We start from the raw sequence: 26,623 nt of genomic DNA, 5'->3' as shown, positions 1-26,623 counted from the left end.
GGAAGTTATGCTCAGTAATCTAAGTCGAAATAATAGTTCAGTTTCAGCCTTTCGTTTAGGAAATCTTGAAAGCGCTTCTGGAAAAGAAAAGTCACTCTGTCTAGCAACTCTTTCTGTTTTGGTGCTAGCCATTTTGATGGTTTTACCAACTAATGTTTTAGCTCAGACCGGAGTTATTCGGGGGGAAGTAACCGATGCGGAAAATGGAGAAGCGTTAATTGGGGCAAATGTAATTGTTCAGGGGACTGATAAAGGGGCGTCTACCGACATAGATGGCCGGTATGTAGTAAGAAATGTACCCGTCGGTAATTATACTCTGATCTTCCGTTATTTAGGATTCGGGACCAAAGAGTTAGAAATAACCGTGGAAGAAGGAGAAACCCTTGAGCTGAATATGGAACTCTCCAGTACTACTATTGAAGGAGAAGAAATTCAGGTAACTGCACGCCAGAGGGGGCAATCGCGAGCACTGAGTGAACAGCGTAAATCAGTAAATATCAAAAATGTGATATCGGCTGAGCAAATTGAAACCTTTGCCGACAACACTGTTTCCGGAGCTCTTTCGAGGATAGCTGGAATGGGGCATGGGGGTGGCAATATTCGGGGTGTTGGTGCAGGTTCTGCGAATATTACGATGAACGGGCAGCGAATGGGAGCAACCGGGGGGGACCGAAGTGTTGACTTAAGTACCATTTCTGCCGATATGGTTCAGAATCTTGAAGTGATCAAAGTGATTACCCCTGACATGGAAGCAGATGCTCTTGCGGGAGTAATTAATATAAGTACCCGTCGCCCGGTTGGCGGAGAAAGAGATATGAATATACGTTTGGGAGGCGGTTTTCAGGATCGCTACATCAGACATGCCGGAACCCAGCAAAGAGCCTCATTAAATTATGGCGATAGTCCTAATGATGATTATTCATTTGGATTCAATTTCAGTTACCAGAAAGACCCATCAGCAAGTGAAGTTTTTACCACTGAATGGGCAAGCCGGACCTTTGAAAGTACAGCGCCAAATGTAGTAGATATATTATCTGATGTAACTAATGAGTTTAATGTAAACATTCCGACGAGAATCGGAACCGGACTGCAGTTTACTTTTCAGCCTAGTGAAATAAGCACTTATCATATAGAAGGTATATTCAATGTAGAGAACGATTCGGAGTATCAGTATAACGTTAGTTACAATCCCAGGATGGCCAATTATTCTGAACCTACTTATACCGGTGATCCGGATGGTGCGAACGACCCGGATGCTGAAAACCAAGGTAGTATCAGTTACAACCCAAGACTGGATCAATCTATTACTCAACAATATACCGTTCAAGCTGGTGGACGGCATCGGCTGGATAATATGGATATTGAATATAAGCTGGGGTGGGGACACGGCCGCTTCAATGAAGATCAATATCGGATGAATTTTTCAACCAGTTCTGATTTTGAATTTATCTTTAATACGGATGATCGATGGAATCCAACCGTTCAGGTAGCTCCATGGAGTCGCTACTCAGGCAGTGGTTATCCTGCTCCAGCCGACATAACCACGGAAGGAACAGATGTGATGGATCATCGCGTAAACAGTAGCGTGGATAATGATTTTGAAGCTACTTTTGACATAGAGATTCCATATTCCAATGGATCATTTAAAACAGGATTGAATGCCTCGCTTACCTATAAGCGCGGAATTGGTGAGCGATTGTTAAGAGATTACAGCTCCAATCTTAACATCACAAACTTTCAGCAAATTGAAAACGCCAATTGGCAAATATTTAATCGAAGCGGACAAACGTACTCCATACCTTGGTTGATCGACTTAGACAGGGCTAAAAAATTCTACCTTACTCAAACCCCGCGCTTCCAAACCGATTTAGACGAGTGGGCTTTAGCTACAGAAACCTCTAAATACAACGCCAACGAAAATACCTACGCTACTTATATAATGGCTGACTTCAAAATTGATTGGTTCACTGTTTTAGGTGGAGTGCGTATGGAATATACCGACAACAGTTATACTGGAAGAGAAAGTGAAATTAGCAGTTCCGGAGTATTTCAGGGAGCTACTGATATTACGGAAACTAATAACTATCTGAACTTATTTCCGAATCTTCAGACAGTATTTTCACTGGGCGATTTCACAAATCTTCGATTTGCATATTCCCGCTCTATTGGTCGGCCGAACTTTGGTCAACTAAACCCTTATATACAACGCAATTTTGCTACTAATACCATTCAACGAGGAAACCCGAATTTAGAACCGATGCTTTCCAACAACTTCGATATTCTGTTTGAGCATTACTTTATGAATGTTGGTCAGTTTACGATCGGGCTTTTCTATAAGGATATGAAAGACTTTGTGTTCTCCTCAAATCAAGTAGTTGACTACTCGGCTGACAATAATGATGAAGGACTTACGGGAAGATGGAACGTCAATAGCTTTAGTAATGGTGACCAAGCAACTGTATATGGTGCAGAATTTACATGGCAACAAAACCTGGAATTTTTACCCGGATTCCTTAGCAATCTTGGTACCTATGTAAACTATTCTTATTCACAATCAATTGCTGATGTGGGCAGAACTGTTAATGAACGTTACACGCATGGAATCGCTGATTTCCTTGAATTTGTAGGCAAGGATGTGGATCCTGACTACAAATATATAACTCCTCTGGAAGGGCAAAGGCCACATATTTTTAATGCAGGCCTCGACTACACCCAAGGAGAGTTCTTCACACAAATTACTTATCAGTGGTCGGCAGCAGCAATTTCTTCTTACGGAAGTAATGCTCAGGATCTTGTTTCTGTCGGGAATGTTTACTACGACCAGTTTAATGGTGCCACAAGAGATTTATCCTTTACAGCAAGATACTGGATATCCGAAAATTTCCAGGTGTGGCTTGATGCATCGAATATTCTGAATGACTTAGAACGTGACTACTTCTACAAACCGGATCTTTATCCTTATACAACAGAGTTAAATGGAAGGGAAATTACTTTAGGATTGCGTTACAGACTTTGATATGAACCCTGATGCAATGAATAATCCTTAGAAAGGTGATCAGCATCAAAAGATTGAGCAAGGGTCTAATTAATTTATGAACCATAAATCAAAACCGAGCATTATGCTAACATTCGATACGAAAAATAAAAAGCAGGGAAGAGCAGATGACATGCTGTATCTTTCTCGTTCAAAACTATTCAAGGCTATTAGCAGCATCTTTTTAATGCTAATGATGACTACATTTATGACATCTAATTCATTTGCCCAACCAGGGGAAGGATATGTTATAAATGAAGACGATTCACTAGCTCTTGTTGCATACTACGAATCTACAAATGGCGATCAATGGATTGATAATTCCGGGTGGCTAACGGAAGCTCCTGTCTATTCATGGGTTGGCATTGAAGAAGTAGCAAACGTTGCCGGCGATGGCGAACCTGCCGACTGGCGTGTTACTGTAATTGATATGCCGCGGAATAATATGACAGTTCCGGGTCCACTTCCTGCAGATTTGGAAGACCTCGAATTTCTGGAGGATTTTAAAGCAGATGTTAACCTTCATATAGGAGGCCTTCCGCCAGAAATAGCTAATCTTAACCGCCTTCAGTTTTTACTGGTCCGAACAAATTTATTTACCGGAGAAGTTGACTGGAATGCATTCTCTCAAATGGAGTCTATGCAACAGTTTCGCATTCGTCAGAATTACTTCTCAGGACCCCTGCCTCAAACGCTTGGGGGTAATGGCTCATGGCCGGCACTAACACGTTTTTATGTTGATGACAATCGGTTCACAGGTCAGATTCCTAATGTACATGAAGAGTTGACGACTCTTAATCGAGTGTATTTTCATAATAATCGGTTAACAGGTCCAATTCCCGACTGGTCTAGCCTGGAAGGAATGGAATACTATCGAATTGCTAATAATGACCTGGATCCCGGTCCAATTCCAGAATGGATCTATGATTCATGGGGTGAAACATTGATTCGGTTCCAAATTCAAAATACCAATCGCACAGGATCTATATCTCCAAAACTGGCACAGATGGAAGCACTGGAACAGTTTATAATCGGTGGTGAAGGAGATACCATTGGTGCGGGAGAAACCACTGATGATATCCCGGATCTTTCCGTAATGCCTAGCCTCAGAAGAATTAATTTTTACGGTGGCGGCTGGACCGGAACACTTCCAGCCTGGGTAGGAGACGTTGCCAACCTGGAGGATGTTCACTTCTCAAACTTGAATATTACAGGTACCATACCATCAGAATGGGCCAACGCTGATTTAGTATCCGTTCATCTCGAAGATCTGGATATTGAAGGTGGATTGCCCGAAGCTTTTTCAGTTGTGAATAGTCTTCAGGAAATCACACTTATCGATAATCCAAATATGGAGGTTGGCGACATTCCAGCCTGGATAGGAGGAAGTATTGGTAACGTTACTTCTCTGACTCTGGAGGACGTTGGAGTAACAGGTGATATATCTGATAATAACCTGATAAATCTGCAACTTGAGTCACTTAATGTAAGTGATAACCCCGAGCTTTCAGGAACATTACCAAGCTGGTTTGAAACCAAGAATTGGAGTACGCTGGAGTTATCCAGAACGGGTATTGAAATGAGCAGCATCCCATCCTGGCTTGCTGACATGGATAACCTTTCATATCTGGGGCTTGGCGGATTAGGACTCGAAGGTACCATACCATCTTTCTTTGGTGAAGGCCTTATTGCTGTAAACCTGTCAACTCTGGCTCTTGATGATAACAACCTGACGGGCAGCATTCCTGCTTCATTGGGGAATACCATACAGCTTGACTCACTCAATCTGTCAAACAATCAATTGTCAGGCGAGATACCTGCTTCTTTAGCAGATGCTGGTCGTGTAACCGATGATTTGAGTGTATTAACTGCACTTCAGTTATCTGGAAATGCGGACCTTACTGGTGAACTGCCTATAGGACTCACGGATGCTATTTTCATGAGAGTACTAGAATATGATGGCACCGATATTTGTGAACCATCAGATGCTGCTTTCGAAGATTGGATTGCGGGAATTCCTGACTTTGCAGCCGAAAGCTATCCGGTAGCCTATTATAATGTTTCACGAACCAATGTATCGTGTGGAGGTACTTCTGTTGAAAATCCAGGAACACCAAACAGGTTTTCTTTACAACAGAACTATCCAAATCCATTCAACCCAACTACCAGTATTAAATATGATATACCGGAAGCTGCAAACGTATCATTGACTGTATATAATATGCTTGGACAGCAAGTGGCTACATTAGTCAGTGATTTTAAAGCTGCTGGGTCTTATGAAGTAAATTTTGATGCTTCAGCACTCGCTAGTGGAAGTTATATCTATCGGCTTGAAGCTGGAAACCGTGTTTCCACTCAAAAAATGATGCTGATTAAATAATTGGTTTTCGAGCCATTGCTGAGTCAATTATACTCAGCAAGAATCCACAACACAACCACCCGTATAGCTGTAAATTGCTATACGGGTTTTTTTATAAGAACTTATAAACCCATAGAGAAACAGTTATACATTTATTATGAAGTTACAGCATAAAATATTTCTAGTAATACCTGTAATGATTTCACTTTTTTTCCCTGAAATTTTATCTCATGGAGAGTTGGTTTCCTGGGGAGGTGACAAGCGTGGGCAAGTTTCAGAAACTCCTTCAGGAACTGATTTTATGGATATATCAACTGGTTATTTACATAGCGTAGCTCTTAAAAATGATGGAAGTATTGTCGCCTGGGGTACTGATGGAGATAAACAGGTCTCAGATACTCCAACAGGGCATAACTTCATTGATGTAGCCGCAGGAAGTAATCACAACATTGCCTTAACCGAAGACAGTACCATTGTTTATTGGGGGTGGGATTATACCATCAACGAACAGTACGCAAGAGGTGTGATCCCAAAGCGTAGTGGTTTTATAGCCGTTTCGGCGGGTGGAAATCATAGCCTCGCGTTACACAAAGATGGTAGTATCTCAGCCTGGGGTTGGAATACAAATGGGTTGATTAGTAATACTCCAAAAGGCAATGATTTTATAGCAATCTCTGCCGGCGCCAACCACAACCTGGCATTGAGGTCGGATGGTACAGTAGTAGCCTGGGGAGATGATATGTTTGGCTCAGTTGAAGACACTCCTTCAGATAAAAACTTTATTGCTATTTCAGCCGGTGCCCGTCATAGTCTGGCTCTACGGGAGGATGGAAGTATAGCTGCCTGGGGTTGGGATCTTAAACAGGAAGTAAGTTCTACACCCAAAGAAAAAGACTTTAAAGCAATTTCAGCGGGTTACTCTCACAGTTTGGCTCTGCGCAAAGATGGTTCTATTGTAGCCTGGGGCTGGGAAAGAAATGATGAGGGACAAATTAGTGAACTGCCTGAAGGTAGTGGCTTTACGAAAATCTCTGCCGGTGATTTTCATAACATTGCAATACGGGCTAATCGGTAACTAATAATATTTTCTGGAAATAAATAAAGCCCCGGACACTTTTAATGCCAGGGGCTTTGGATACAAAAGAGATTCTTTGTGATTTACCAGGCTTGAACTTGCGGTGCTTTTTTGATGATATCTTTGGTTAACCCATTTTCAAAAGTAATGTCATTAAGCGGGAAATCATCCGTAAAGATTGCTCCGGTATGAAGCCCTTTGAATAAAAGGGGGTTTCCGGAAGCCTGATCTTTGAGGCTAACATTGTTAAGGAAAAGCTCATAAGCATCTTCAACAATCATGGCCTGCTCTTTAGAGTTGATGGTTACATTTTTCATCGTCAGATTTTTAACGCGGGTAATTCGGGCTCCCTTTTCAGAGTTGATAACATTTATGTTTTCGAGATGGATATTTTCGAGCCATTTTTCAGGGAGTCCAACAAGTTCAATGGCTGTAGGTACACCGTCAATTTCAACATCTTTTATGCTGATGTTACGAACCAGCGGAGAGGGTCCGGTAGCTTCAGGCCCGGTATAAAAGGTATTGAAGTTAATAGCCTGATAGGTGATGTTTTTCATGGTTACATCATGGATGTAAATATTCTCAACTACGTTACCGCGCCCACGCTCTGTTTTAAAACGAATGCCTCTGTCACTGCCATCAAATAAGGCATTATGAACATAAACATTCCTGATGCCACCCGAAGTCTCACTTCCGAAAACAACACCACCACTGCCTGTTCTTACTTTTCGTGCTTCAAAATTACGAACCACTACATTTTGGGTCGGGATGTTAATTTCAAGGGCTTCTTCATTCAGTCCAGATTTGAGTACAACGGCATCGTCTCCCGTCTCAAAGTGATTGTATTCCACTAACACGTCGTTGGAAGAGTCTATGACAACACCATCTCCGTTTGGAGCTCTCAGGCTATTTACGGTGATACCACGAACAATAATCTTGCTGCTGTAAATAAGATGAATATTCCACATTGGAGAATCATTGAGTGTGATATCTTCAACTAAAATGTTTTCCGACTTCCAGAAAACCACAAAACTTGGACGCATGCCTTCGTGTCCGGCCCCTTTGCCCCAATCTCTCCGCGACAATGGCACTTTTGTAGCAACGGCTCTTGGAGGAGCTCCATGCTCTTCAAACCATTCCCACCAGTGATCGCCCTGGGCATTTAACACTCCCTTTCCTGTAATTGCTACATTCTTAACTTTGTAAGCATAAATCATGGGAGAGTAGTTGTAGGCCTCGACTCCTTCATGACGCTGACGAACTACCGGTAAATAATCCTTCTTATCTTCACTGAATAATACTTCAGCACCTTCTGCAAGATGCAGGTTCATATTACTTTTTAAATGGATAGGCCCGGTCAGCCATTTTCCTTTTGGAATCAAAATTTTACCACCACCGGCATTTTCAGCAGCTTCAATTGCGCGATGTATTGCATCTGTATTCTTAAACTCAGGAGATTCACCCAGCGTTTTGGCACCATAATCCCTGATATCAAAAGTCTGTTTTGGTATATCCGGGCGCTGTAGCTCAGCCATTTCAAATGGTGCATTAGCGGGGGCTATTTCGTCAGGTTTCTCTCCAATTTGGGCGAGTAGTGTCACAGGAAATAAGAAAAATGAACAGAGGAATAGCGCTTTAAATATCGTTTCCCTTAAAAAAGAATGAAATGTTCTGGAAGTTATTTGAGCGGTCATATTCAACATGGGCTGTACGATTTGAATTTTTTGATAGGCAGTGTGAATCAAAGTTTGTGATAGTTAAGATAACATACCCTCAATTCTAAGTTCTCTGTGCCTGATTAAACGAGGAATATGAATTTGGCTACGATTTTAAGTTACCGGTTAAATTATATATATTAAAATGCGCTTTTGCAACTGTTAGAGCGTTAAAAGCGAATTCTAATCTAATTTGTACAGGTTTATAATTTTAGAATTATTTGATGGGAAAATTCGTAATCAGTTGCTCATTCAAACTAGCATGAAGATAATGGTGGCAGGATTAAAAAAAGGTGTTGGTCTGATAATACTGCTTAGCTTGGGCTTATTGTGCACCGGTAAAGCCGCAGATTTTGATTTACAAAAAGGTAAGAATCAAAATGGGAATCTTGCTGACACTTCTAAATACCTGAAGGCCGTTCATACCTTTGCTGATAATGTGCTTAAAAGCGGCAGGGATATTTATGGAAAAGTTCATTCTCCTTTATTTGTAGATGGCATTCACATAAATACAGGTGAACCCGTAAGATGGGAAAATGGTCAGCAGCCGTGGATTATATCAAACTTTGGCAGCCAGCAAAACCTAATGCATGTTTTGGTTGGATTAAGTGAAATCACAGGAGATGAAAAGTACAGGGATGCCGCAGCAGAAGCAGTTAGGTATATGTACGATTTCCAAACCGATTCAGCAGGATTATTGTACTGGGGAGGGCACCAGTTTGTAGATTTAGAGAATATGGAGAATCAGTTTAAAGGACGTCCTCATGAACTGAAAAATAACTATCCATTCTATGAATTTATGTGGGAAGTAGATTCTGTTAGTACCAGAAACATGTTACGTGCCATGTGGAATGCACATATATTAGACTGGAGTGTTTTGGACTTAAACCGACATGGTGAATATGATTTACAATTGAATAAACTGTGGAAACATGAGTTCGAACAACCGCAGCCATTCTTTGAAGGTGAAGGGCTTACGTTTATCAATGCCGGAACAGACATGATTCAAGCTGCAATGGCATTATATGCTTTGGGAAAAGATGAGGAAGCTAAAACCTGGGGAGTCAGGCTTTATCATCAGTATGTAAGAGCAAGACATCCTGATACCGGTCTTGGTGTCTATCAATACAGCCAACCCAAACGAACCGAAATTCCACCTAAAACCGGACCGCTTGAAGAAGAGCTAACCTTCTCCCGATATGGAGATCGGGCAAAAAATCAATTTGCAGACAAGTATGGCGATATTGCACTTGAAGGGAATGTACTATGGGGAAGTCGAATGCATACGCTATATGGAAAGAGTCCGGTAATGATGCTTCATCTTGCAGAGCAACTGAAGGGTTCTGAGGCTGGTGAGAAACTTTTAAATTGGACGCTAAGCGGACTTAAGGCCTATGTAAAGTATGCATATTCGCCTGAGCAAAATCACTTTAAACCTATGTGGACGAATGGGGTTGATCTGACAGGGCAGGTTATGCCAAGAACAGGTTATTACGGCAAAAAAGGGACTCCATTTAAACCAGTAAAACCTACAGGAGAAATGATGCTTGCATTAGCAAAAGCAGTTAATCTGAGTGAGGGAAGTCCTGAGCTATGGGAAGTGATGCGATCTATGTTTAAGGCTGAAAAGCTAGGAGAGCTTGGCGAAGATTTGAAAACTGATCCAGAATTGAATTATCAGACTCAAATAAGTGATCCGGGGATGTTGGTAGCTGTGCTGGAAATACATAAGGCAACAAAAAATGAAAAATACTTATGTTTGGCTGAAAAAATTGGAAATAATATTCTAAAGGATAAATTCCACGAAGGATATTTCATTGCTTCAGAAAAACACAAATATGTAAGGTTTGACATTCCTGATCCCCTGGCACTTTTAATGCTAGAAGAAGCTCGGTCAGGATTAGATGGACGAGTTCCTCCGTACTTAACAGGTTATGGCTCAACAGATGGTGAGCCTGGAAAAGATGGACGTCCTTCGGACGAAGAAATCTATGATAAGACCTTTTAAGAGGCGTGTTAGAAGCACAATTATTTTTTCAATTACTTGCCTTCTTTTGTACATTAGGCAGCCTTAACCGGTAAATTATTTTAAACGACGAATCATATACATGAGCTATTTAGAAGAATTATTCTCATTGCAAGGAAAAGTTGCCATTGTTATTGGGGGAAGTGGCGTACTCGGGGGTGAAATGTCATACGCTTTATCACAGGCAGGTGCTAAAACAGCTGTTTTTTACAGTGGAAATAAAGAAGGTGCCGAAGAGCAAGCCAAACGAATTGAAGATGGCGGAGGGGATGCCATGATTTGTCAGGCTGATGCCCGAAGTGAAGATTCTTTAAAAAAGGCTATTTCAACTGTTAAAGATAAATGGGGTCGAATAGATATTCTTGTTAATGCTCCGGGTATTAATTCAACGACCCCTGTCATGGATATTACAGAAGAAGAATGGAATAAAATCCTGGATATCAATTTGAAAGGGGTATTTCTGGCAAGCCGTATTATTGGTGAAATTATGATAGAACAGGGAGAAGGTGGCAGTATCATCAATATATCATCGGCTTCGTCTGATATTCCACTTTCCAAGGTGTTTACATACAGTATCTCCAAAGCAGGTATGAATAATATGACCCGCTTTCTGGCCCGTGAATGGGCTCCCCACAATATTAGGGTAAATGCGATTAAACCAGGTTTTTTCCCCGCAGAACAGAATAGGGATATACTTACAGAGGAACGCACGAATTCAATTTTTAACCATACACCTATGAACCGGTTTGGGGAAGCCGATGAATTATCGGGTGCGGTAGTTTGGCTGGCCTCACAGAAGGCATCCTCTTTTGTGACCGGATCTATGGTTACAGTAGATGGCGGTTTTACCGCTACAACAATTTAGGCGAATTGGATTGTTGAGCATTAAAGAGCGATCTGGAGTAAACCATAATTGACATCCAACTTCGAGAAGTTTAAGCAGCTAAAGAACAGACTGACCAATGAAAAAACCATTTATACACCAGGATTTTTTGCTTCAATCGGAAGCAGCTAAGAAGCTTTACCATAATTATTCTGCCGACCAGCCTATTATCGATTATCACTGCCACTTGCCTCCCCAGGAGATCGCAGAGGATAAAAATTTCAAGAATATTACTAAGATCTGGTTAGACGGAGATCACTATAAATGGAGGGCCATGCGTACATGTGGCGTGGACGAGAAGTTTATCACAGGCTCTGCTTCAGATAAAGAAAAGTTTTTAGCCTGGGCTAAAACGGTTCCAAAAACATTGAAAAACCCACTCTATCATTGGACCCATATGGAGTTGAAGAATCCATTCGGAATAACTGAGCAGTTATTGAATGGAGATTCTGCAGAAAAAATTTGGGACAAATGTAATGAGATGTTGCAATCTCCTGAATTTTCAACCCGTGGTTTATTGAAGCAGAACAATGTCAAAGTTGTAGCTACAACCGATGACCCGACTGATAAACTGGAATTTCATACCCAGTTCAATAGTGAAGACGAAGATGCTTTTAAGATGGTACCCACTTTCCGCCCAGACCGTGGCATGGAAATTGAAAATGGTGATGAATGGAGAGGCTGGGTTGAAAAGTTGGCTGGTGTTTCTGGAGTAAATATTTCATCCTTTAGTGATTTTTTGAAGGCACTGAAACAGCGGCATGATTTCTTTGACGAAATGGGGTGCCGGGCTTCAGATCATGGTACTGACCGGCCATACTCGGATGATTTCAAGAATGAAGAAATAGAAAATATATTTCTAAAAGTATTGTCCGGTAAATCTCCATCTAACGAAGAGACTCGGAAATTTAAATCTGCTTTCCTGTATCATTGCGGCATTATGGATGCAGAAAAAGGGTGGGTATATCAGCTTCACGTTGGAGCGATTCGTAATAATAACTCAAGGATGATGAAAGAATTGGGTCGCGACACTGGCTTTGATTCTATTGGTGATTTTGATCTTGCCCAACCTTTAGCTCATCTTCTAAACAGGTTGGATTCTGAAGATCAGCTACCCAAAGTTATTCTGTATAACAGCAACCCAAGAGACAATGAGTTGATGTCGACAATGATTGGGAATTTCCAGGATGGAACGGTTTCAGGAAAACTGCAGCACGGACCACCATGGTGGTTTCTGGATCAGAAGGATGGTATTGAGGCACATATCACTTCACTTTCGAACATGGGAGTTCTGAGCCAATTGATCGGGATGACTACAGATTCACGCAGTTTTCTTTCATTCCCACGCCACGAATACTACCGACGCGTGCTGTGCAATATCTTGGGTGATGATGTCGAGAATGGCCTGATCCCAGATGATCTTGAGTTGGTGGGAAGTATGGTACAGGATATTTCCTATAACAATGCGGCATCATTCTTTGGATTCTAAGCATCAAATTTATGTGGCTAACTTCATGACAAATACCCATGTAGAAGAGAAATAATTAAAAGAATATTCTCTTTATTTAAGCACAAATGTTGTTCTGATTTATAATTTTTCGGGTTTTTAAAGTTCTTTTCTTTAGAATATTAAGCCTCTTTTTTTGGTACAAAATGCTTTATAAAAAAGCATCAGTATTTAACTTCTGAGTTAAGTGAAAAAAGGTGAAAATATGCCTTGAATCATGTTCAGGCTATATTATCTATATTTGGAGAAAATAATGAGAAAATGATCTGCATTTATTTTTCGCGATATATAATCTCTCATTCTCTGAAAAATAAAGCGATTAAAAATTTCTCTTGACTCATAAAGTTATTTTACCCAATATAAGTTATCGGTTAAGTAAAATGGAATCTAAGTTAGAGTAACCGATTAAGTATTAACTTATAATTCTAAATAACACATATAAATATAAGTGTTTATAGCTAATGTGAGTTTTCTATGCAGCCTGTTCTGAAATACCTTCTACTAGTTTGCTTTTCTTTATCAATTCAATTTGCTCAATTACATGCGCAGAGTACCATAAAAGGGGTTATAACCGATCAGGTTGATGGAGAAACTTTGGTGGGTGCCAGCGTAATTATTGTTGGCACTTCACTTGGAACCGCTTCCGGTTTAGACGGAGATTATATTATCAGAAATGTTCCTGCTGGAAATATTCAGGTTCGTATCTCCTATATCGGGTATCAGTTCCAGGTTTTTGATATCACAATGACTGAAGATACCACCATAACTCTGGATGTTAACCTTGTAGCTGCAGCATATGAGGGAGAAGAAATTAGTATTACAGCACAAGCAAGGGGACAAATAGCTGCAATAAATCAACAACGCGCTTCTGATGTGATCATGAATGTGGTTTCTGAAGAAAAAATACAGGAACTACCAGATGCAAATGCAGCTGAGTCTATCGGAAGATTATCAGGGGTTTCTGTTCAGCGATCAGGTGGCGAGGCGAATAAAGTGATGCTTCGAGGATTAAGCGATAAATACCTGACAGTAACTGTTGATGGCGTGCGGTTGCCAACAACTGATGCTTTGGCCCGTGGAATTGACTTAAGTACCATTTCACAAAGCTCTCTGGCAGGAATTGAGCTTTTTAAATCTGTAACACCCGACAAAGATGGAGATGCTATTGCGGGATCCATCAATCTTGTGACCAGGAAAGCTCCTGAGGATAGAATGTTCCGTTTTATGTCAAGAGGCAGTTACAATGAAATCATGAATTCGGCCCAACAATATGATTTTAGTTTAAAGTATGGGGAGCGCTTTTTTAATAATGTGTTGGGAGTTCAGGTCAATGGGAATTTGGAGCGTAAGATCAGGAGCAATGAGCGTAGTTCTGTTTCCTATTCAACGGATACAGGAAATGAAGACTTATACTTTATTAGTGGACTAAATCTTCGTTTTACTGACGAAATCCGAACGCGTGAAGGAGTTGGTGCTATTTTTGATGTAAATACTCCTGATGAAGGAAATATTAAATTATCCTCGTCTTATAGCTTTACAAAAAGAGATTATATCACACACTCGAGGAACTATCCTGGTTCTGAACGGGATGTTTTCTATTCATATCGAAACACTGAACAGGAAATAGATCTATTCACGAATTCAATAACCGGAGAAAATTATTTTCTTGGCTTTGAAACAGCTTGGGGTGCATCGTATTCTTTTTCCAGTTCAGGAACCCCTTTTGATTATGAGCTAACATTCAAAGAGCCGGGGGGGATGGCTAATACTCCACGGATTGAAAGCAATGCCGGGCAGTTGATTGATTATGCATATAACAATTTCCAGGCAGCCTCCATCGATGAAGGTTTCTATTACGAGCAAGAAAACAATCAGGGAGAGTTATCACTTTATGCAGATTTGAGCAGGAAATACAACATCAATAGTAAGATCTCTGGAACGTTGAAAGGAGGTGTTAAATTCAGGTCTCAAGACCGTGAGAACCAAAATTTTAGATCTTATTCTCCTTATTACCTTGGTTATTGGAGAGCCTATGAATTACATGAAGATGGTACGATAGCTGAAAAGAATTTTGAAGGCTCATACTTCGAAGATTTTTATCAAAGCTTTCAGGAAAATTCTGCTTTCAGGCAGATTTCATTTAGTAGCTTTTTGAATCCTAACCCCAGGTCAAAAGTCATTTTGGGTGACTTCAATATGAATCCCTTAGTGAGCAGAGACCGGTTTCGCCAATGGTACAATTTGAATATCAATGGTGTTAACCAAAACGGAACAGGATTTGAATACTACGACGATCCTTCTGCAAGGGCCAATACTTACGATATTAAGGAAACAGTAAGTGCTGCTTATCTGATGAATACCTTTAATTTTGGTCAGAGGGTTACAGCCATTGCCGGTGCTCGTATCGAACAGGAAAATCATGAGTACCAGAATACCTACTCACCGCGACAAATCGGGGGATTCCCGATTCCTGAAGGCACGACCAGAGATACCTCTTCAACATACTCGGAAACAATTTTACTTCCTCATTTACATGTGAATGTAAAAACTACCGATTTTATGAATGTGAGGCTTGCTGCTTACCGGGCACTGGCCCGTCCCGATTATAATATGCGGCTTCTCTCATTTTTTGCATGGAGAGAAGCTTCTACAGGTGGTGACCGTATTTTTGTAATAGGAAATCCAATTCTGAAAACAGCTAAGGCCTGGAATTTTGAAGTAAGTACAGCTTTTCACGGAAATAAGGTCGGGCTCTTCACTATTTCGGCCTTCTACAAGCAGATTGATGATATGTATCATATGCTTAATGGTATTTCGACCAGGGGAGATGTACTGATCGAGGAACTAGGTCTAGAATACAGTTCACCGCACAGCGCAGGTTACAGATTGTTCGTTCCTTATAATTCACCGGATCCGTCTTATGTGCAGGGAATTGAGATTGACCACCAGATTAACTTCAGCTGGCTTCCCGGTCTGTTAAAGAATATGGTGCTTAATTATAACGTCTCTTTCGTGGACTCAAAGACCACATTGAGAGGCCAGCGCACAGATACTACTTATGTTCAGGATCCTATTCTTGGTCCACTACCGAGATACAATGTGGTGCCCATTATGTATAGCCAGGAGATGGAGGATCAGCCGGAATTGTTTGGGAATATTTCTCTGGGCTATGATATAGGTGGCTTTTCAGGAAGAGTCTCGGTTTTCCATCAGGCAGAGTATTACCGGTCGTTTTCTCCGAGAAGGACGAATGACCCCATTTCCGGAGCATATACCAAAGTGGATATAGCGCTGAATTATAAGTTTTCAAATTACCTGACAGTGATGGCCAATCTGAATAATGTCACAAGCATCAGAGAGGATGATTTCCGTCATAACCGTCGGGCAGGATATACAATACCAACTTCTTCAGAGCAATACGGAATGACATTTGACTTAGGTGTCAGAATTGATCTGTAGATATAACTTTTTCCCTTAGAAAAAATCTAAGGTTAACAAAAACAAACAATAAAAGGAGGTATCATTATGATATCCATAAGATACAAAAGGTATGTTAGTATGTTGTTTCTGGCATGCTTTATATTTGCAGGTCAGGCTTATGCTCAGGACAACGTTCTGGTTTTAGAGCCCTATTCTGCAAATCAACAATCTTTGGCAGATCAGGTTTTTGCTGATACATTAGCTGGTGGGTTAATACCGGAAGGAAGAATCTATGAACTTCAATCCGGAGAAATTTACCTTAACGATGCAGAGATACAATTACGCGGAGGATCTGTTCTTCATTTGAGAGCTAGTGACCCTGCCGAGAAAGCAATTCTCTATCAATTTCCAACCGGTGCTGGAGATAATCCTCAGAACCCGCCAGGACACGTGGCCAGAGTATTTGATGGACATCTTATTGTAGAAGGTCTCGCAATAACAGGGTATTACGAACCGGGTTTTGAAGATGATGAAACTGAATATGATCAGCTGTATACCGTTCAGGGTGGTTTATTCAGAAATGATAGCGAAGGAGCCAACCTTACTCTGAAGAATAATATTTTTTCGAATGTAGCAGGACAGGTTCTTCGGGTAAATGCAGACGCAAATGTTTTACATGTTGAAGATAATGTATTTGCCAATCTTGGAGCACTTTCTACTTCTAATTTTGGAGCGGGAAAAGGAATAGATCTTCGTGAATCAGTAATAGACTCACTTATTCTTGTGAATAATACATTTGTTAATTACCAGGATCGGCCTATTCGGCACTATAACTTTGGTAACCCAACCGAGGGTACTGGTGATATCGTTTATGGTGAGATTTCTCACAATACTTTTGTAAATGGAATGGGCTTTCACGGAGTTCTTTCTCTCGGTAATATGGGAGAGAAAATGATTATAACGAATAACCTATTTGTAGATGCTTTCGCTGCAGGTGAAGATTCAACCGACGAAACCCGAAGTGCGGAATGGGGTAATGTTGGTGAGCAATATGCAAACAGTAACAATAAGATGTCCTGGGTGTTTGGGGCTCCGAATGCAAACGTAGAGTATGTGATAAGCAACAACTTTTACTCAGTAACTTCTGCCGGACAAACCTGGTTAGATAAGCATGATGAGATTACAGTAGGGCAGCCTTTATCCAACTTCCTGCGAGAGCAACTAGGGGACAATGCTGATGCAGCCTTCACCATGGTTGATGATCCTTCTATGACTGATGTGCCTGATCTTATGGTAGGTCTGATGGATTATTATGTTGATGTAGCGGGAAAAACGAAAGATACACCAAATGATGTATGGGATCCTGCTGTTCATGACATGGATCGCAGACCAATCACTTATTATGTGAATGATTTTGATGCTTCTTATTCCACTAGTTCGGATGCCTATACAGGTGGTGAAAACGGATTGCCAGCGGGTGATTTGAACTGGTTCCCTGCCAAGAAAGAAGAGTGGCTATCCACTTCTTCAGAAGAAATTGGTGGAGACTTGCCAAGACAAATTTCTCTGAAGCAAAACTACCCTAATCCATTTAACCCAACAACTAATATCCAGTTTGAGTTGGCTATGGGTGCAAGTGTACAGGTAGAAGTATTTGACATACTTGGACAAAAAGTTGCTACATTGGTAAATGGTAATTACCATCAGGCCGGCACGCATAATGTTACTTTTAATGCGGCTAACCTGAGCAGTGGTGTATATTTTTATTCCCTTAAAGCTAATAACGTTACCCAGATTAAGCGTATGACGCTTATCAAGTAACAGCTTGCTTTTTGTGACCAAATCAAAAATTAAGCCTCAGACTAATGTTTGGGGCTTTTTTTGATTTTATCTCAAAACATTGATTCCGTATACTATTGAAACTTTTAGTAAAAGAATATTGCTAAGAAAAATCATGGCAGTCGTTGGCTCAGGTAAATCAGAATATGCCTTTGAATGCTGTAAATTTGTAAATGTATTTTCGTGGTTTTTGATACGAATACTGATAACAAACAAATAAGATGAAGAACATAACGCTCCAGGACATTGCAGATGAATTAGGGTTAACAAAGGTTAGTATCTCCAAAGCCTTGCGAGATCATCCCGATATTTCAACGAATACGAGGAAGAAGGTAAAAAAGCTTGCTAAGGAGCTGGGTTATCGTCCAAATCTTGTTGCTCGTTCCCTGACATCTTCCCAATCCAAAACCATCGGGCTAATCATCCCAAAAATCGCTCACTTCTTTTTTGCTTCTGTAGTAGAAGCAATCTATAAAACAGCTTTTGAAAATGGATATGAAGTAATTATTGGGGTTTCACTGGAAGATGAAGAGCTTGAGAAAACTCACCTGGAAACAATGATGCAGATGAGAGTTGATGGTCTGTTAGTCTCTGTTACGGAAAACACAACAGACATTAAGCGGTTTGAAGAAGTTAAAGCTATGGGGATTGACCTTGTATTTTTTGACCGCGGCTTTAAAGACTCCGGGTTTAGCTACATAAAATCAGAAGAAAGAAATAGTGCCCGAATAGGGGTAACTCATCTTATTGAGCAAGGATATACGGAGATTGCACATCTTGCCGGATATAGTTCTTTGGATATTAGCCGTAATCGAAGGTTGGGGTATGAAGATGCACTTCAGCAGGCAGGGCTCGAAGTGAATCCTGAAATGATCGTTGAGGGTGGCTATAGTGAAGAAGATGGATATAAAAGCTTCGAAAAATTGATTAATAGCTATGGTGTGCCTAAAGCTATTTTTACGGTTAGCTATCCCGTAGGCTTGGGTGCACTCAAATATATGAGAGAGCATGATATGGACCCTACAAAAATTAAGATATTGAGTTTCGGCAAAAGTGATTTCAATGAATACCTCATTTCACCGTTCATTTGTATAGACCAGCCAACAACCTCCTTAGGCAACAGGGCTATAAAGCAGTTATTAGCAGAAATAGAATCTACAGATGGAGATGAACGCCCGGTGTTAACTGAGCTGGCGTGTGAGATTGTTTATTAGAGTGATGAAAGAGAATTAATTTATTTAACTCTTTCCATTACTTTCTCCAGCAATATTTTATAGCTATTGGCATTTTTCTGAACTACGGCAGCTTTTTTAAGCAACTTCTCTTCTTCTGAACGGGTAAGGCTTTTGCCTGAATAAATGATGACGGGGATATCCTTGTATTTCTTAGTTGATTTAAGAACATCCAGTACCTCTTTTCCATCAGCATCAGGTAGGTACATGTCCAAAATAATACAATCGACTGTTTCCCTGTCAAGTATTTCGTAGGCTTCCTGTGCAGATTCTGCTGTATGGCACACTTCTATGCTGAAGCTCAAAAATTCTTTAAGTGCCATATTATGAATGCTGCTATCATCAATAAGTAATACAGAGCCCTTTGGCTTTCCATTACTCAGCTCTGTTTCAACATCTGAGGGCTGATCAGCAGGTAGAGACTCTGTAGTGATTTTGATTTTACCTTTTTCTGCCTGTCGCTGAAGAATATTGCTGCTGTCGGATGGGAGCAAAAGAGTGAAAGAACTTCCAACTCCGGGGGTGCTTTCCAGCGTAATTTTTCCGCCCAGGATTTGTGCTATTTCCCTTGAAATTGCCAATCCTAATCCAGTACCGCCAAACCTTTTCTCGGTTGATGATCCTTCGGCCTGCACATAACTTTTAAATATTCTCTTTTGCTTTTTTTTAGGTATCCCGATCCCTGTGTCTTCCACACGAAAAGCGATCATGTTTGCGTCATCATTAGTTGCCTCAGAAATTTCCAGATGAACATGCCCTTGCTCCGTAAATTTTATAGCATTGGAAATTAGATTGTTCAGAACCTGGTCTAGCCGGAGACGATCAGTCTTTATGCTATCTTTTCCAATTCCATTTGAGGTGTATTCAAAAGAAAGACCTTTCTCTCGGGCAATAGGTTTGAATAGACGTTCAGCACGGTTTCCTATATCACTTATCTCTACACGTTCAAGAGTGATGTCAATCTTTCCGGATTCTATTTTTGAAAGGTCGAGTACTTCATTCAGCAACTCCAGAACACTGTTATTTGATTGATAAATAGTCTGCAAATATTCCAGCTGATCTCCATAAAGATTCTCAGTACGATTCTCTTTGAGAATCTTAGTAAGCAAAAGGGTAGAATTAAGAATGGTTCGCATTTCATGACTTAAATTGGCAAAAAATTGCGACTTGTACTTACTGTTCAGTTCGAGTTCTTTTGTTTTCTTTTTTTGCTTTTCAATGATTTTCGCGTCTTTTACCTGCCGGGTAATATCAAAACTGATACCCATCAGCAGCTGGCGTGTTTCTTCCTGGGTGACTTCAACATGAATTTCGACCGGGTAGGTTGAGCCGTCTTTTCTTTTACGATCGAATTGAAAGGTAGTAGAACTTTCTTCACCGCGATATAGGGGCTTTACCTTGTCAAATACCTTACGAACATCATAATCTGCTATAACACTCTTTGCTGGCAATGCTGCCAATTCATCTTCGGTATAACCCAGGTTGTTTAGAAGAGTTTCATTGGCATATACCATCTTGAGACTCATCGGATCCATAAGGAAAACTTCGTTGGTACTCTTCCTCAGAATTTGGTCAAGAATTTGATTCTTCGTCGCAGTTTGAGTGAGTTTTCTTTGTTTGCGGAGGTTTCTGATTTCCTTAGCAACAACAGGAATAAGGCTGTCCAGTTTATCTTTTGATACAAAATCCTGAACCCCGGAGGTCATGGCCTGATAAAGAAGATCGTTTGGTATATTTGTCCCAACCAATATTAAAGGGGTAATGAAAAATTGTTGATCTATAATATCAAGGATGTGGCTCAGGTTAAGTTCTTCTTTATCATAGTCAATAAAGACAAGATCCCATTTATGTGCTTTTAGTAAAACATCGAGGTCTTTAGTGTCATTCTGAGAAAAGGGGATGACAGAATAATCTGATTGCTCCAATCTTTTTTTGATCTCTTGATTTGAATGCTCAGAATCCTCAATAAATAAAACCGAAATGAAGTCTTTCATATAATATTAACTGCACGAGTTAGATCTTTCCCTAACAAAATAAATGGTGCGATAAATAACAAAGAATCAAAAAAAAAGGTACCGCATTAGACAATACTCATATTGGGAAATGCTTAGAATCTTTCATCTCGCACAAAAATTGTAAGGACTCATAAATAAGTTATCCACACTTTTTCCACATAAAAAAGTGTGTAATCTTAAGTAGTTGAAAAAAAATATTTTACGATTGTGCAATCGATTGGATTTAGCCGGCTATTCACATAACATTAATTTTTTTTAATAAAAGGAATTGATTAAAATTAAAAAGATTAAAAAATCTTAATAAAAACTGATTTTTTACTCAAGCTGTTTAGGGATGATGTTGGCCATGGGGATGGATATTTTATAACAAATCCGGTACAAATAGCTCAGTTAGAATATGTCATTAACCATACAAGTCTTAGTCGTATGAATTTAGCTGAAAGCTTCGAAGATGTAATTCGGAAGGAAAAAAAAGTAAAAACTGAACTGCGAACTTTTGTTACAGAGGTACTGACAAAAGAAGATGAACCTGATAAGAGTCGATTCCATAAACTTCGGGATGTACATCAATTGCAGAAGAGTATTGTAAAGCAAAATATGCACAATGCTATGTCGCCTATTAGTGCTATATCTGGTTACCTGGAGCTGATCAATATTTCCTTATCGAGTAATCCGGATGTTAAACAAATTGAGCATTACCGGAAGCAGATTGAAGCAGGTATAAATCAGGTAAATGTAATTCTTGAACAGCTGATGGAGATTTATAATGATGAGTCAGAAAGTGCGGTTTCCGGGCAAGAAGACTTATTAGATGTAGATCTGAATTGGGTTGTTAGTGAGGTGTGTGAGCAAATGCATTGTGCGGGACCAAATATCGAATTTACCAGAAGCAAAAATCCACTGCACGTGCGTACAGATTTGTTCGTGGCAAAACTCATTATCTTTAACCTGATTAGTTTTGCTATAAAATGTTCTGGTAAAGATGCGGTTACTAAAATGAATACGCTCAAAGCAGATAACAGAGCTATATTTTCATTGGCATTTAATGTTTCTGAGAAAAAGAAAAATGAGCTTATCGAGATTATGTCGGATAGAGAGAATGAGGACAATAATGATGATCTTGCAAAAAACTCATTTAATGAAGGTTTAACTCAAAGCCGGAAGTTAATCTCTCAGATAGATGGGAGCATTAGCCTGGAATCTGAAAATGAGAATATAGCGGTCCTGAACCTTAGTATTCCTCTTTCATATTCCGATAACTAATAGGTCTGACAAAAGCAGGCAGGATTAGAATTTGTAATCCAGGGTTTGACCTTTTGGGGTAAATCTGGAAAGGGCTTGGTAGGCATGTATCCTTTTGCGGTTCAAGGGATCTAGACCAGAAGCCACCAAATGTTGGGATACATCGTGAGGTTTCATATTTATCCAGGTATCAGGCATTTCTTCGAAGCTTGTATTAAATGTGAAGTCTGGTTCTGCTGTAAAAGAAGTTGCATTAGTGTGGGGCTTTTCTTTCTTCTCCTCAATAACTTCATATTCAGAAAAATCATCCGATGTACGCCCCGCCAAATTTTTGTATGTCAGATATGCTTCTACAAGCCGAAATCCTCTGTTGGTTTTGACTTCAGAATGCACAAATGACTGAAATGTGCCGTTTATACCCATTATGTGTAACCTGTAAACCTAAAAATACCCTTTGAACAAACTAAATAATGGTAACTAAGCCTTGGCATTATTGCTTATTAGAATCCATTAATAAAATCGGGGTTTACTGCTGGCTTTTCATCTCTGTATCAAAGGTAAAGGATTAAGGTATTTCTCATCATTCTGCAAAAAATCCTTTTTGATCTCTTAAGGAATTTTCAAAAGACCCGATAACAGGAGGGGCGGAAATTGTTAGTTCAGCGATGCCTGATCACAACCGCTTTAATGCTAGACTTAAATAAGAGGTAAAACGGTAAGCCTAATTCTGCCTTACCAATATACAGGAGTAAGTAATGAGTAAGATAAAAGCACTTGTTGTTGACGATTCTAAAATTATGAGGAGTCAGGTTAAGCGGGCTCTCGACCAACTATTGATTGCTGATTTTGAATTTGAAGAAGCAATGGATGGTGAGGATGCGCTTGAGAAGTTCAACGATGATATTCAGATGTTGTTTGTAGACTGGAACATGCCAAAAATGACTGGCGTTGAACTTGCCCGGGCTATTCGGGATAAAGGCTATGCCGATATTCCCATAATTATGGTTACTGCAGAAAAGTCGATGGGTAAAGTGGATAAGGCCCTGAACGAAGGTGGTGCAAATGAGTATATCACCAAGCCATTTACGGCCGACAAGATGTCTAAAGCAATCAGTCGTTACATCGATGACGAGGGCAATATCATCAAACAAGAAGCCGAGGAAGAGAAGAAGAGCTTTTTCAGCAGCATCTTAAATGCTTAATGGGAAGAATGATGATTGCAGAAAAACTAAGCAAAGTAGACAAAATACCAGGCGAAATAGTTGAGATTGTACAGGAGTCTGTCATAAACACATTTACATCTATTTGTGGTGGCACTCCCGAGTGCGTGCAACAGGAAGATGAAAGCGGCCCGCTTAATGGTATAATTGGAAATATAGCGGTCTTCAACGCCGATCACACTTTTTCGCTTATGATAGCGATTCCTAAAGCAACTGCCTTAAAAATTTCAGATGCATTTTTGGGCATGGAGCTTCCTTTTGAAAGCCATGATATGGGCGACTTAATTGCTGAGATAGCAAATATCCTTGCCGGCGAAGTAGCGGCTAATATCGAAAAGGTTGGTTTCAGGGGGCAGTCTTCTCTTCCAACAGCAACCCGCGGAAGCGACCTAACTCTCTTTATGCCCAATAAACCCCCATCAGCGAAAATGAAATTTTCCAGTGACTGCGGCGATTTTATGCTGAATATGGCACTGAGTGAATCCAGATAAACTAAAAAGCAATGAGTAACAAAGACCAACTTATCAAAGACCTTGAAACCATTATTCGGTTACTTGCTGATGTATGGCCTGCTGACCGTGAAAATGTAGCGGTTGCCGGTGCCAGGTTTGAAGAGGTAACCAACAATGTTGAGAACAACTTTGGACAGTTTCAAAAGCTGATTGACTTATCATGGCAAGGGATTAAGCACCTCTACGAAAAAGATGACTATTTCATGATGGTAAAAGCCGCTACAATGCAGGCTATAAACACCGTTCGAGAGTATGTGATTGAGGAAGGCGATATCAAAGTGGAAGATTTTGAAAAAGCCTATGATGAGTTGGAAAAGTCTTTGAAAGGCGGTTCTGAATCAGCTGATTCAGTCATAGAATTGGATGAGGAAAAGGTAGAAGAGATTAAAAGTAAAGGAGAGTCAAAAAAAGATGATAAGAAAGAGGACTCTCAAAAAGATTACACGCTGAATGATCTTGCTGGTTTCCTGATCTCAATAGATGAAAGCTCAGTTAAAGGTGAAGACCTGCAGAAGCTGGATGAAATTGTATCTTTTATTGTAAAGCACTCTGATGAAACAGTTGCTGCACCATTAAAAGAGGCTATGGCTGAAGTGGAAGCCAGTGGAGGAGCCAAGGGCTGGCTTAAAATTGTTTCTGATAAAACAGAACAGGCTATAGAGATTGAAGCTCAGGAAGAATGGGATAACTCCATAGACGAAGAAGAAGGTACAGTCTCAGAACAGTCAGCAGAAGAAAAGGCTGTTACGGCTGAAGATGCCAAAGAAGCGGCGGAACCATTTGAAGGTGAGGAAGAGCAGGTGGTTTCTTCAGAGACTTTCTATATTCCAGAAGATATCGAAATTGCACTGGTTGGAGAGTTTATTACAGAGTGTTCTGAACTGATTGAAATGGCAGAAAGTGCACTTCTTGACCTGGAAGAGGCTCCGAATAATGAAGAGCTTATCAACACGGTATTCCGGGCTTTTCATACCATTAAAGGTACCTCTGCTTTTATGGGACTCGATCCTATTTCCGAGTTTACCCACTTTGTCGAGACACTGTTAAGTATGGTTCGTGAAGGTGATTTGCCATTTGATCGCGCATGTGCCGATATTAACTTTGAATCGATAGATATTCTGAATCAGATGCTTAGAGTAGTGGAAGAAGCTGAAGGCGGAGATCCACTCCACAAACCAGCTCAGTATGATAGCATGATTAAAGTACTTCATGCTATTTCTGAAGAAGGTAAAGAACCTGCCAAAGCACTCGAAAAAATTCGGGGCAAAAAAGAAGCAGGTCCAAAGACAAATCCTGTCAAAGATATTATTACAAATTCAGGATCTTCGGAAGAAGAGAGTGCTGTGGCCGACAAAATTAGCAGCAAGTCTGATTCAGAATCCTCGGTCAGGGTAAGTGTAAGCAGGCTCGATCGTCTGATTGATATGGTTGGCGAGTTGGTGATTGCCCATTCTGTGGTGGCTCAGGATAAAGCTATTCCGAATGATTCTGATCTTCAAAAGAAAGTGAATCACACGACCAAAATCCTGCGTGAGCTTCAGGATACCAGTTTGACCCTGCGAATGGTTCCGTTGAAAGCGACCTTCCACAAGATGAATCGCCTGGTGCGTGATCTGTCCAGAAAAGCTGGAAAGCAGGTCAAGTTCTCAACTTTTGGTGAGGATACCGAGATCGACCGAAATATGGTTGATGTGATCAATGAGCCGCTTATTCACATGCTTCGAAACTCGTTAGACCATGGCATTGAAGAGCCTGAAGAACGACTAAAGAGCGGCAAAGAGGCTAATGCTGAGATTTCCTTATCTGCTTCGCAGGAAGGAGGCAAGGTAGTTATCGAAATTAAAGATGATGGTCGTGGTATTAACAAGGACAAAATCCTCAAGAAAGCGATTGAAAAAGGATTGGTTGATCCGGAGAAGAAGCTCACGGAGAAAGAAATTTATAACCTGATCTTTTTGCCCGGGTTTTCATCTGCAGAAAAAGTAACCGACCTATCGGGACGTGGCGTAGGAATGGATGTGGTTCGTCGCTCCATCGAACAGCTGCAAGGAAAAGTAGATGTGACTTCCGAATTAGGAGAAGGTACAACCATAACGATTGAGCTTCCATTTACACTGGCGATTACGGATGGAATGTTAGTGAGGGTTGGAACTCAGAGATTCATCGTTCCGACTATCAATATAGACATGACTTTCCGTGCAAAAGAAAAGGATATGTTTACGATGATGGGTAATTCGGAGCAGGTGAATTTCCGTGGGCATTCTGTTCCGGTAATCAGGTTACATGAGCAATTCGAAATCAATGGAGCTAAAGAAAGCCTGCTGGAAGGCACATTGTTGATTATCAAAAATAACAATCGCCGGTATGCACTTTTAGTTGATGAAGTAATTGGCCAACAACAACTGGTGGGTAAGTCTATACATATGCTCACTAAAATGTCGCATATATCAGGTGGTGCTATTCTTGGAGATGGACGTGTTGGTCTGATCCTGGACACAGCCGCCCTAATGGACTCAGCTGCATAAGTAAGGAAATTATAATGAA

General features: G+C 40.4%; 16 protein-coding genes. 13 read left to right on the top strand and 3 right to left on the bottom strand.

Going from position 1 to position 26,623, the window contains the following annotated elements; genetic code table 11:
* The first annotated feature begins 121 nt into the window (after positions 1-121).
* The 3 genes from RIB15_RS14965 to RIB15_RS14955 all read left to right on the top strand — a co-directional run bounded on the left by RIB15_RS14965 (position 122) and on the right by RIB15_RS14955 (position 6,468).
* A complete protein-coding gene (locus RIB15_RS14965) occupies positions 122-3,016 on the top strand; it encodes a TonB-dependent receptor (RefSeq protein ID WP_350202981.1) in 2,895 nt (964 codons plus the stop codon).
* A gap of 103 nt (positions 3,017-3,119) precedes the next feature.
* Positions 3,120-5,414 carry a T9SS type A sorting domain-containing protein gene (locus RIB15_RS14960; protein WP_350202980.1) on the top strand — a complete coding sequence of 765 codons (2,295 nt, stop codon included), beginning with the start codon at positions 3,120-3,122 and terminating at the stop codon, positions 5,412-5,414.
* Between the two features lie 175 nt (positions 5,415-5,589).
* Positions 5,590-6,468 (top strand): RCC1 domain-containing protein, encoded by an 879-nt coding sequence (locus RIB15_RS14955; protein WP_350202979.1) that lies wholly within the window; start codon positions 5,590-5,592, stop codon positions 6,466-6,468.
* An 83-nt stretch (positions 6,469-6,551) separates the two neighbouring features.
* Here RIB15_RS14955 and RIB15_RS14950 read toward each other — a convergent pair whose 3' ends face one another.
* A complete protein-coding gene (locus RIB15_RS14950) occupies positions 6,552-8,069 on the bottom strand; it encodes a glycoside hydrolase family 28 protein (protein ID WP_350202978.1) in 1,518 nt (505 codons plus the stop codon).
* A 376-nt stretch (positions 8,070-8,445) separates the two neighbouring features.
* On the opposite strand from RIB15_RS14950, the gene RIB15_RS14945 reads away from it, so the two are divergent.
* From RIB15_RS14945 to RIB15_RS14920, 6 genes are all read left to right on the top strand, one after another.
* Complete coding sequence (locus tag RIB15_RS14945; RefSeq protein ID WP_350202977.1) at positions 8,446-10,191, top strand: pectate lyase; 1,746 nt, start codon at positions 8,446-8,448, stop codon at positions 10,189-10,191.
* Between the two features lie 100 nt (positions 10,192-10,291).
* Positions 10,292-11,074 (top strand): SDR family oxidoreductase, encoded by a 783-nt coding sequence (locus tag RIB15_RS14940; protein WP_350202976.1) that lies wholly within the window; start codon positions 10,292-10,294, stop codon positions 11,072-11,074.
* Between the two features lie 97 nt (positions 11,075-11,171).
* On the top strand, positions 11,172-12,581 hold the full coding sequence (gene uxaC, locus RIB15_RS14935; protein ID WP_350202975.1) for a glucuronate isomerase: 1,410 nt from the start codon (positions 11,172-11,174) through the stop codon (positions 12,579-12,581).
* A 492-nt stretch (positions 12,582-13,073) separates the two neighbouring features.
* Entirely contained in the window at positions 13,074-16,058 is a 2,985-nt protein-coding gene (locus tag RIB15_RS14930) for a TonB-dependent receptor (protein WP_350202974.1), read from the top strand.
* Positions 16,059-16,124: 66 nt separating this feature from the next.
* Entirely contained in the window at positions 16,125-17,840 is a 1,716-nt protein-coding gene (locus RIB15_RS14925; RefSeq protein ID WP_350202973.1) for a T9SS type A sorting domain-containing protein, read from the top strand.
* A 239-nt stretch (positions 17,841-18,079) separates the two neighbouring features.
* The gene (locus RIB15_RS14920) at positions 18,080-19,072 is read left to right on the top strand and encodes a LacI family DNA-binding transcriptional regulator (protein ID WP_350202972.1); all 993 of its coding nucleotides are present in this window, start codon (positions 18,080-18,082) and stop codon (positions 19,070-19,072) included.
* Positions 19,073-19,092: 20 nt separating this feature from the next.
* Here RIB15_RS14920 and RIB15_RS14915 read toward each other — a convergent pair whose 3' ends face one another.
* Complete coding sequence (locus RIB15_RS14915) at positions 19,093-21,084, bottom strand: ATP-binding protein (protein ID WP_350202971.1); 1,992 nt, start codon at positions 21,082-21,084, stop codon at positions 19,093-19,095.
* Between the two features lie 447 nt (positions 21,085-21,531).
* Here RIB15_RS14915 and RIB15_RS14910 point away from each other — a divergent pair, with 447 nt between their 5' ends.
* Positions 21,532-22,368, top strand: a complete 837-nt coding sequence (locus RIB15_RS14910) for an ATP-binding protein (RefSeq protein WP_350202970.1) — start codon at positions 21,532-21,534, stop codon at positions 22,366-22,368.
* A 24-nt stretch (positions 22,369-22,392) separates the two neighbouring features.
* Here the strand turns inward: RIB15_RS14910 and RIB15_RS14905 are convergent, their stop codons facing one another.
* On the bottom strand, positions 22,393-22,770 hold the full coding sequence (locus tag RIB15_RS14905; RefSeq protein WP_350202969.1) for a hypothetical protein: 378 nt from the start codon (positions 22,768-22,770) through the stop codon (positions 22,393-22,395).
* A gap of 332 nt (positions 22,771-23,102) precedes the next feature.
* Here RIB15_RS14905 and RIB15_RS14900 point away from each other — a divergent pair, with 332 nt between their 5' ends.
* Genes RIB15_RS14900 through RIB15_RS14890 form a run of 3 tightly spaced genes read left to right on the top strand, consistent with a single transcriptional unit; the run spans position 23,103 to position 26,604 of the window.
* A complete protein-coding gene (locus RIB15_RS14900; RefSeq protein ID WP_350202968.1) occupies positions 23,103-23,549 on the top strand; it encodes a response regulator in 447 nt (148 codons plus the stop codon).
* Positions 23,549-24,058 carry a chemotaxis protein CheX gene (locus RIB15_RS14895; RefSeq protein WP_350202967.1) on the top strand — a complete coding sequence of 170 codons (510 nt, stop codon included), beginning with the start codon at positions 23,549-23,551 and terminating at the stop codon, positions 24,056-24,058. Before RIB15_RS14900 ends, RIB15_RS14895 begins: the two co-directional genes overlap by 1 nt.
* An 11-nt stretch (positions 24,059-24,069) precedes the next feature.
* Positions 24,070-26,604, top strand: a complete 2,535-nt coding sequence (locus RIB15_RS14890; protein ID WP_350202966.1) for a chemotaxis protein CheW — start codon at positions 24,070-24,072, stop codon at positions 26,602-26,604.
* The last annotated feature ends 19 nt before the right edge of the window (positions 26,605-26,623 follow it).

Origin of the sequence: Gracilimonas sp. (assembly GCF_040218225.1) — a bacterium.
Lineage (GTDB): Bacteria > Bacteroidota > Rhodothermia > Balneolales > Balneolaceae > Gracilimonas.
This window is presented reverse-complemented; position numbering and strand designations above follow the sequence as displayed.

What these genes read in the sequence shown, in the direction of transcription:
- uxaC (WP_350202975.1), top strand. Translation starts at nt 11,172, where the DNA reads ATGAAAAAACCATTTATACACCAGGATTTTTTGCTTCAATCGGAAGCA.
- RIB15_RS14955 (WP_350202979.1), top strand. Translation starts at nt 5,590, where the DNA reads ATGATTTCACTTTTTTTCCCTGAAATTTTATCTCATGGAGAGTTGGTT.
- RIB15_RS14925 (WP_350202973.1), top strand. Translation starts at nt 16,125, where the DNA reads ATGATATCCATAAGATACAAAAGGTATGTTAGTATGTTGTTTCTGGCA.
- RIB15_RS14940 (WP_350202976.1), top strand. Translation starts at nt 10,292, where the DNA reads ATGAGCTATTTAGAAGAATTATTCTCATTGCAAGGAAAAGTTGCCATT.
- RIB15_RS14930 (WP_350202974.1), top strand. Translation starts at nt 13,074, where the DNA reads ATGCAGCCTGTTCTGAAATACCTTCTACTAGTTTGCTTTTCTTTATCA.
- RIB15_RS14900 (WP_350202968.1), top strand. Translation starts at nt 23,103, where the DNA reads ATGAGTAAGATAAAAGCACTTGTTGTTGACGATTCTAAAATTATGAGG.
- RIB15_RS14910 (WP_350202970.1), top strand. Translation starts at nt 21,532, where the DNA reads ATGAATTTAGCTGAAAGCTTCGAAGATGTAATTCGGAAGGAAAAAAAA.
- RIB15_RS14920 (WP_350202972.1), top strand. Translation starts at nt 18,080, where the DNA reads ATGAAGAACATAACGCTCCAGGACATTGCAGATGAATTAGGGTTAACA.
- RIB15_RS14945 (WP_350202977.1), top strand. Translation starts at nt 8,446, where the DNA reads ATGAAGATAATGGTGGCAGGATTAAAAAAAGGTGTTGGTCTGATAATA.
- RIB15_RS14960 (WP_350202980.1), top strand. Translation starts at nt 3,120, where the DNA reads ATGCTAACATTCGATACGAAAAATAAAAAGCAGGGAAGAGCAGATGAC.
- RIB15_RS14905 (WP_350202969.1), bottom strand. Translation starts at nt 22,770, where the DNA reads ATGGGTATAAACGGCACATTTCAGTCATTTGTGCATTCTGAAGTCAAA.
- RIB15_RS14895 (WP_350202967.1), top strand. Translation starts at nt 23,549, where the DNA reads ATGGGAAGAATGATGATTGCAGAAAAACTAAGCAAAGTAGACAAAATA.
- RIB15_RS14890 (WP_350202966.1), top strand. Translation starts at nt 24,070, where the DNA reads ATGAGTAACAAAGACCAACTTATCAAAGACCTTGAAACCATTATTCGG.
- RIB15_RS14915 (WP_350202971.1), bottom strand. Translation starts at nt 21,084, where the DNA reads ATGAAAGACTTCATTTCGGTTTTATTTATTGAGGATTCTGAGCATTCA.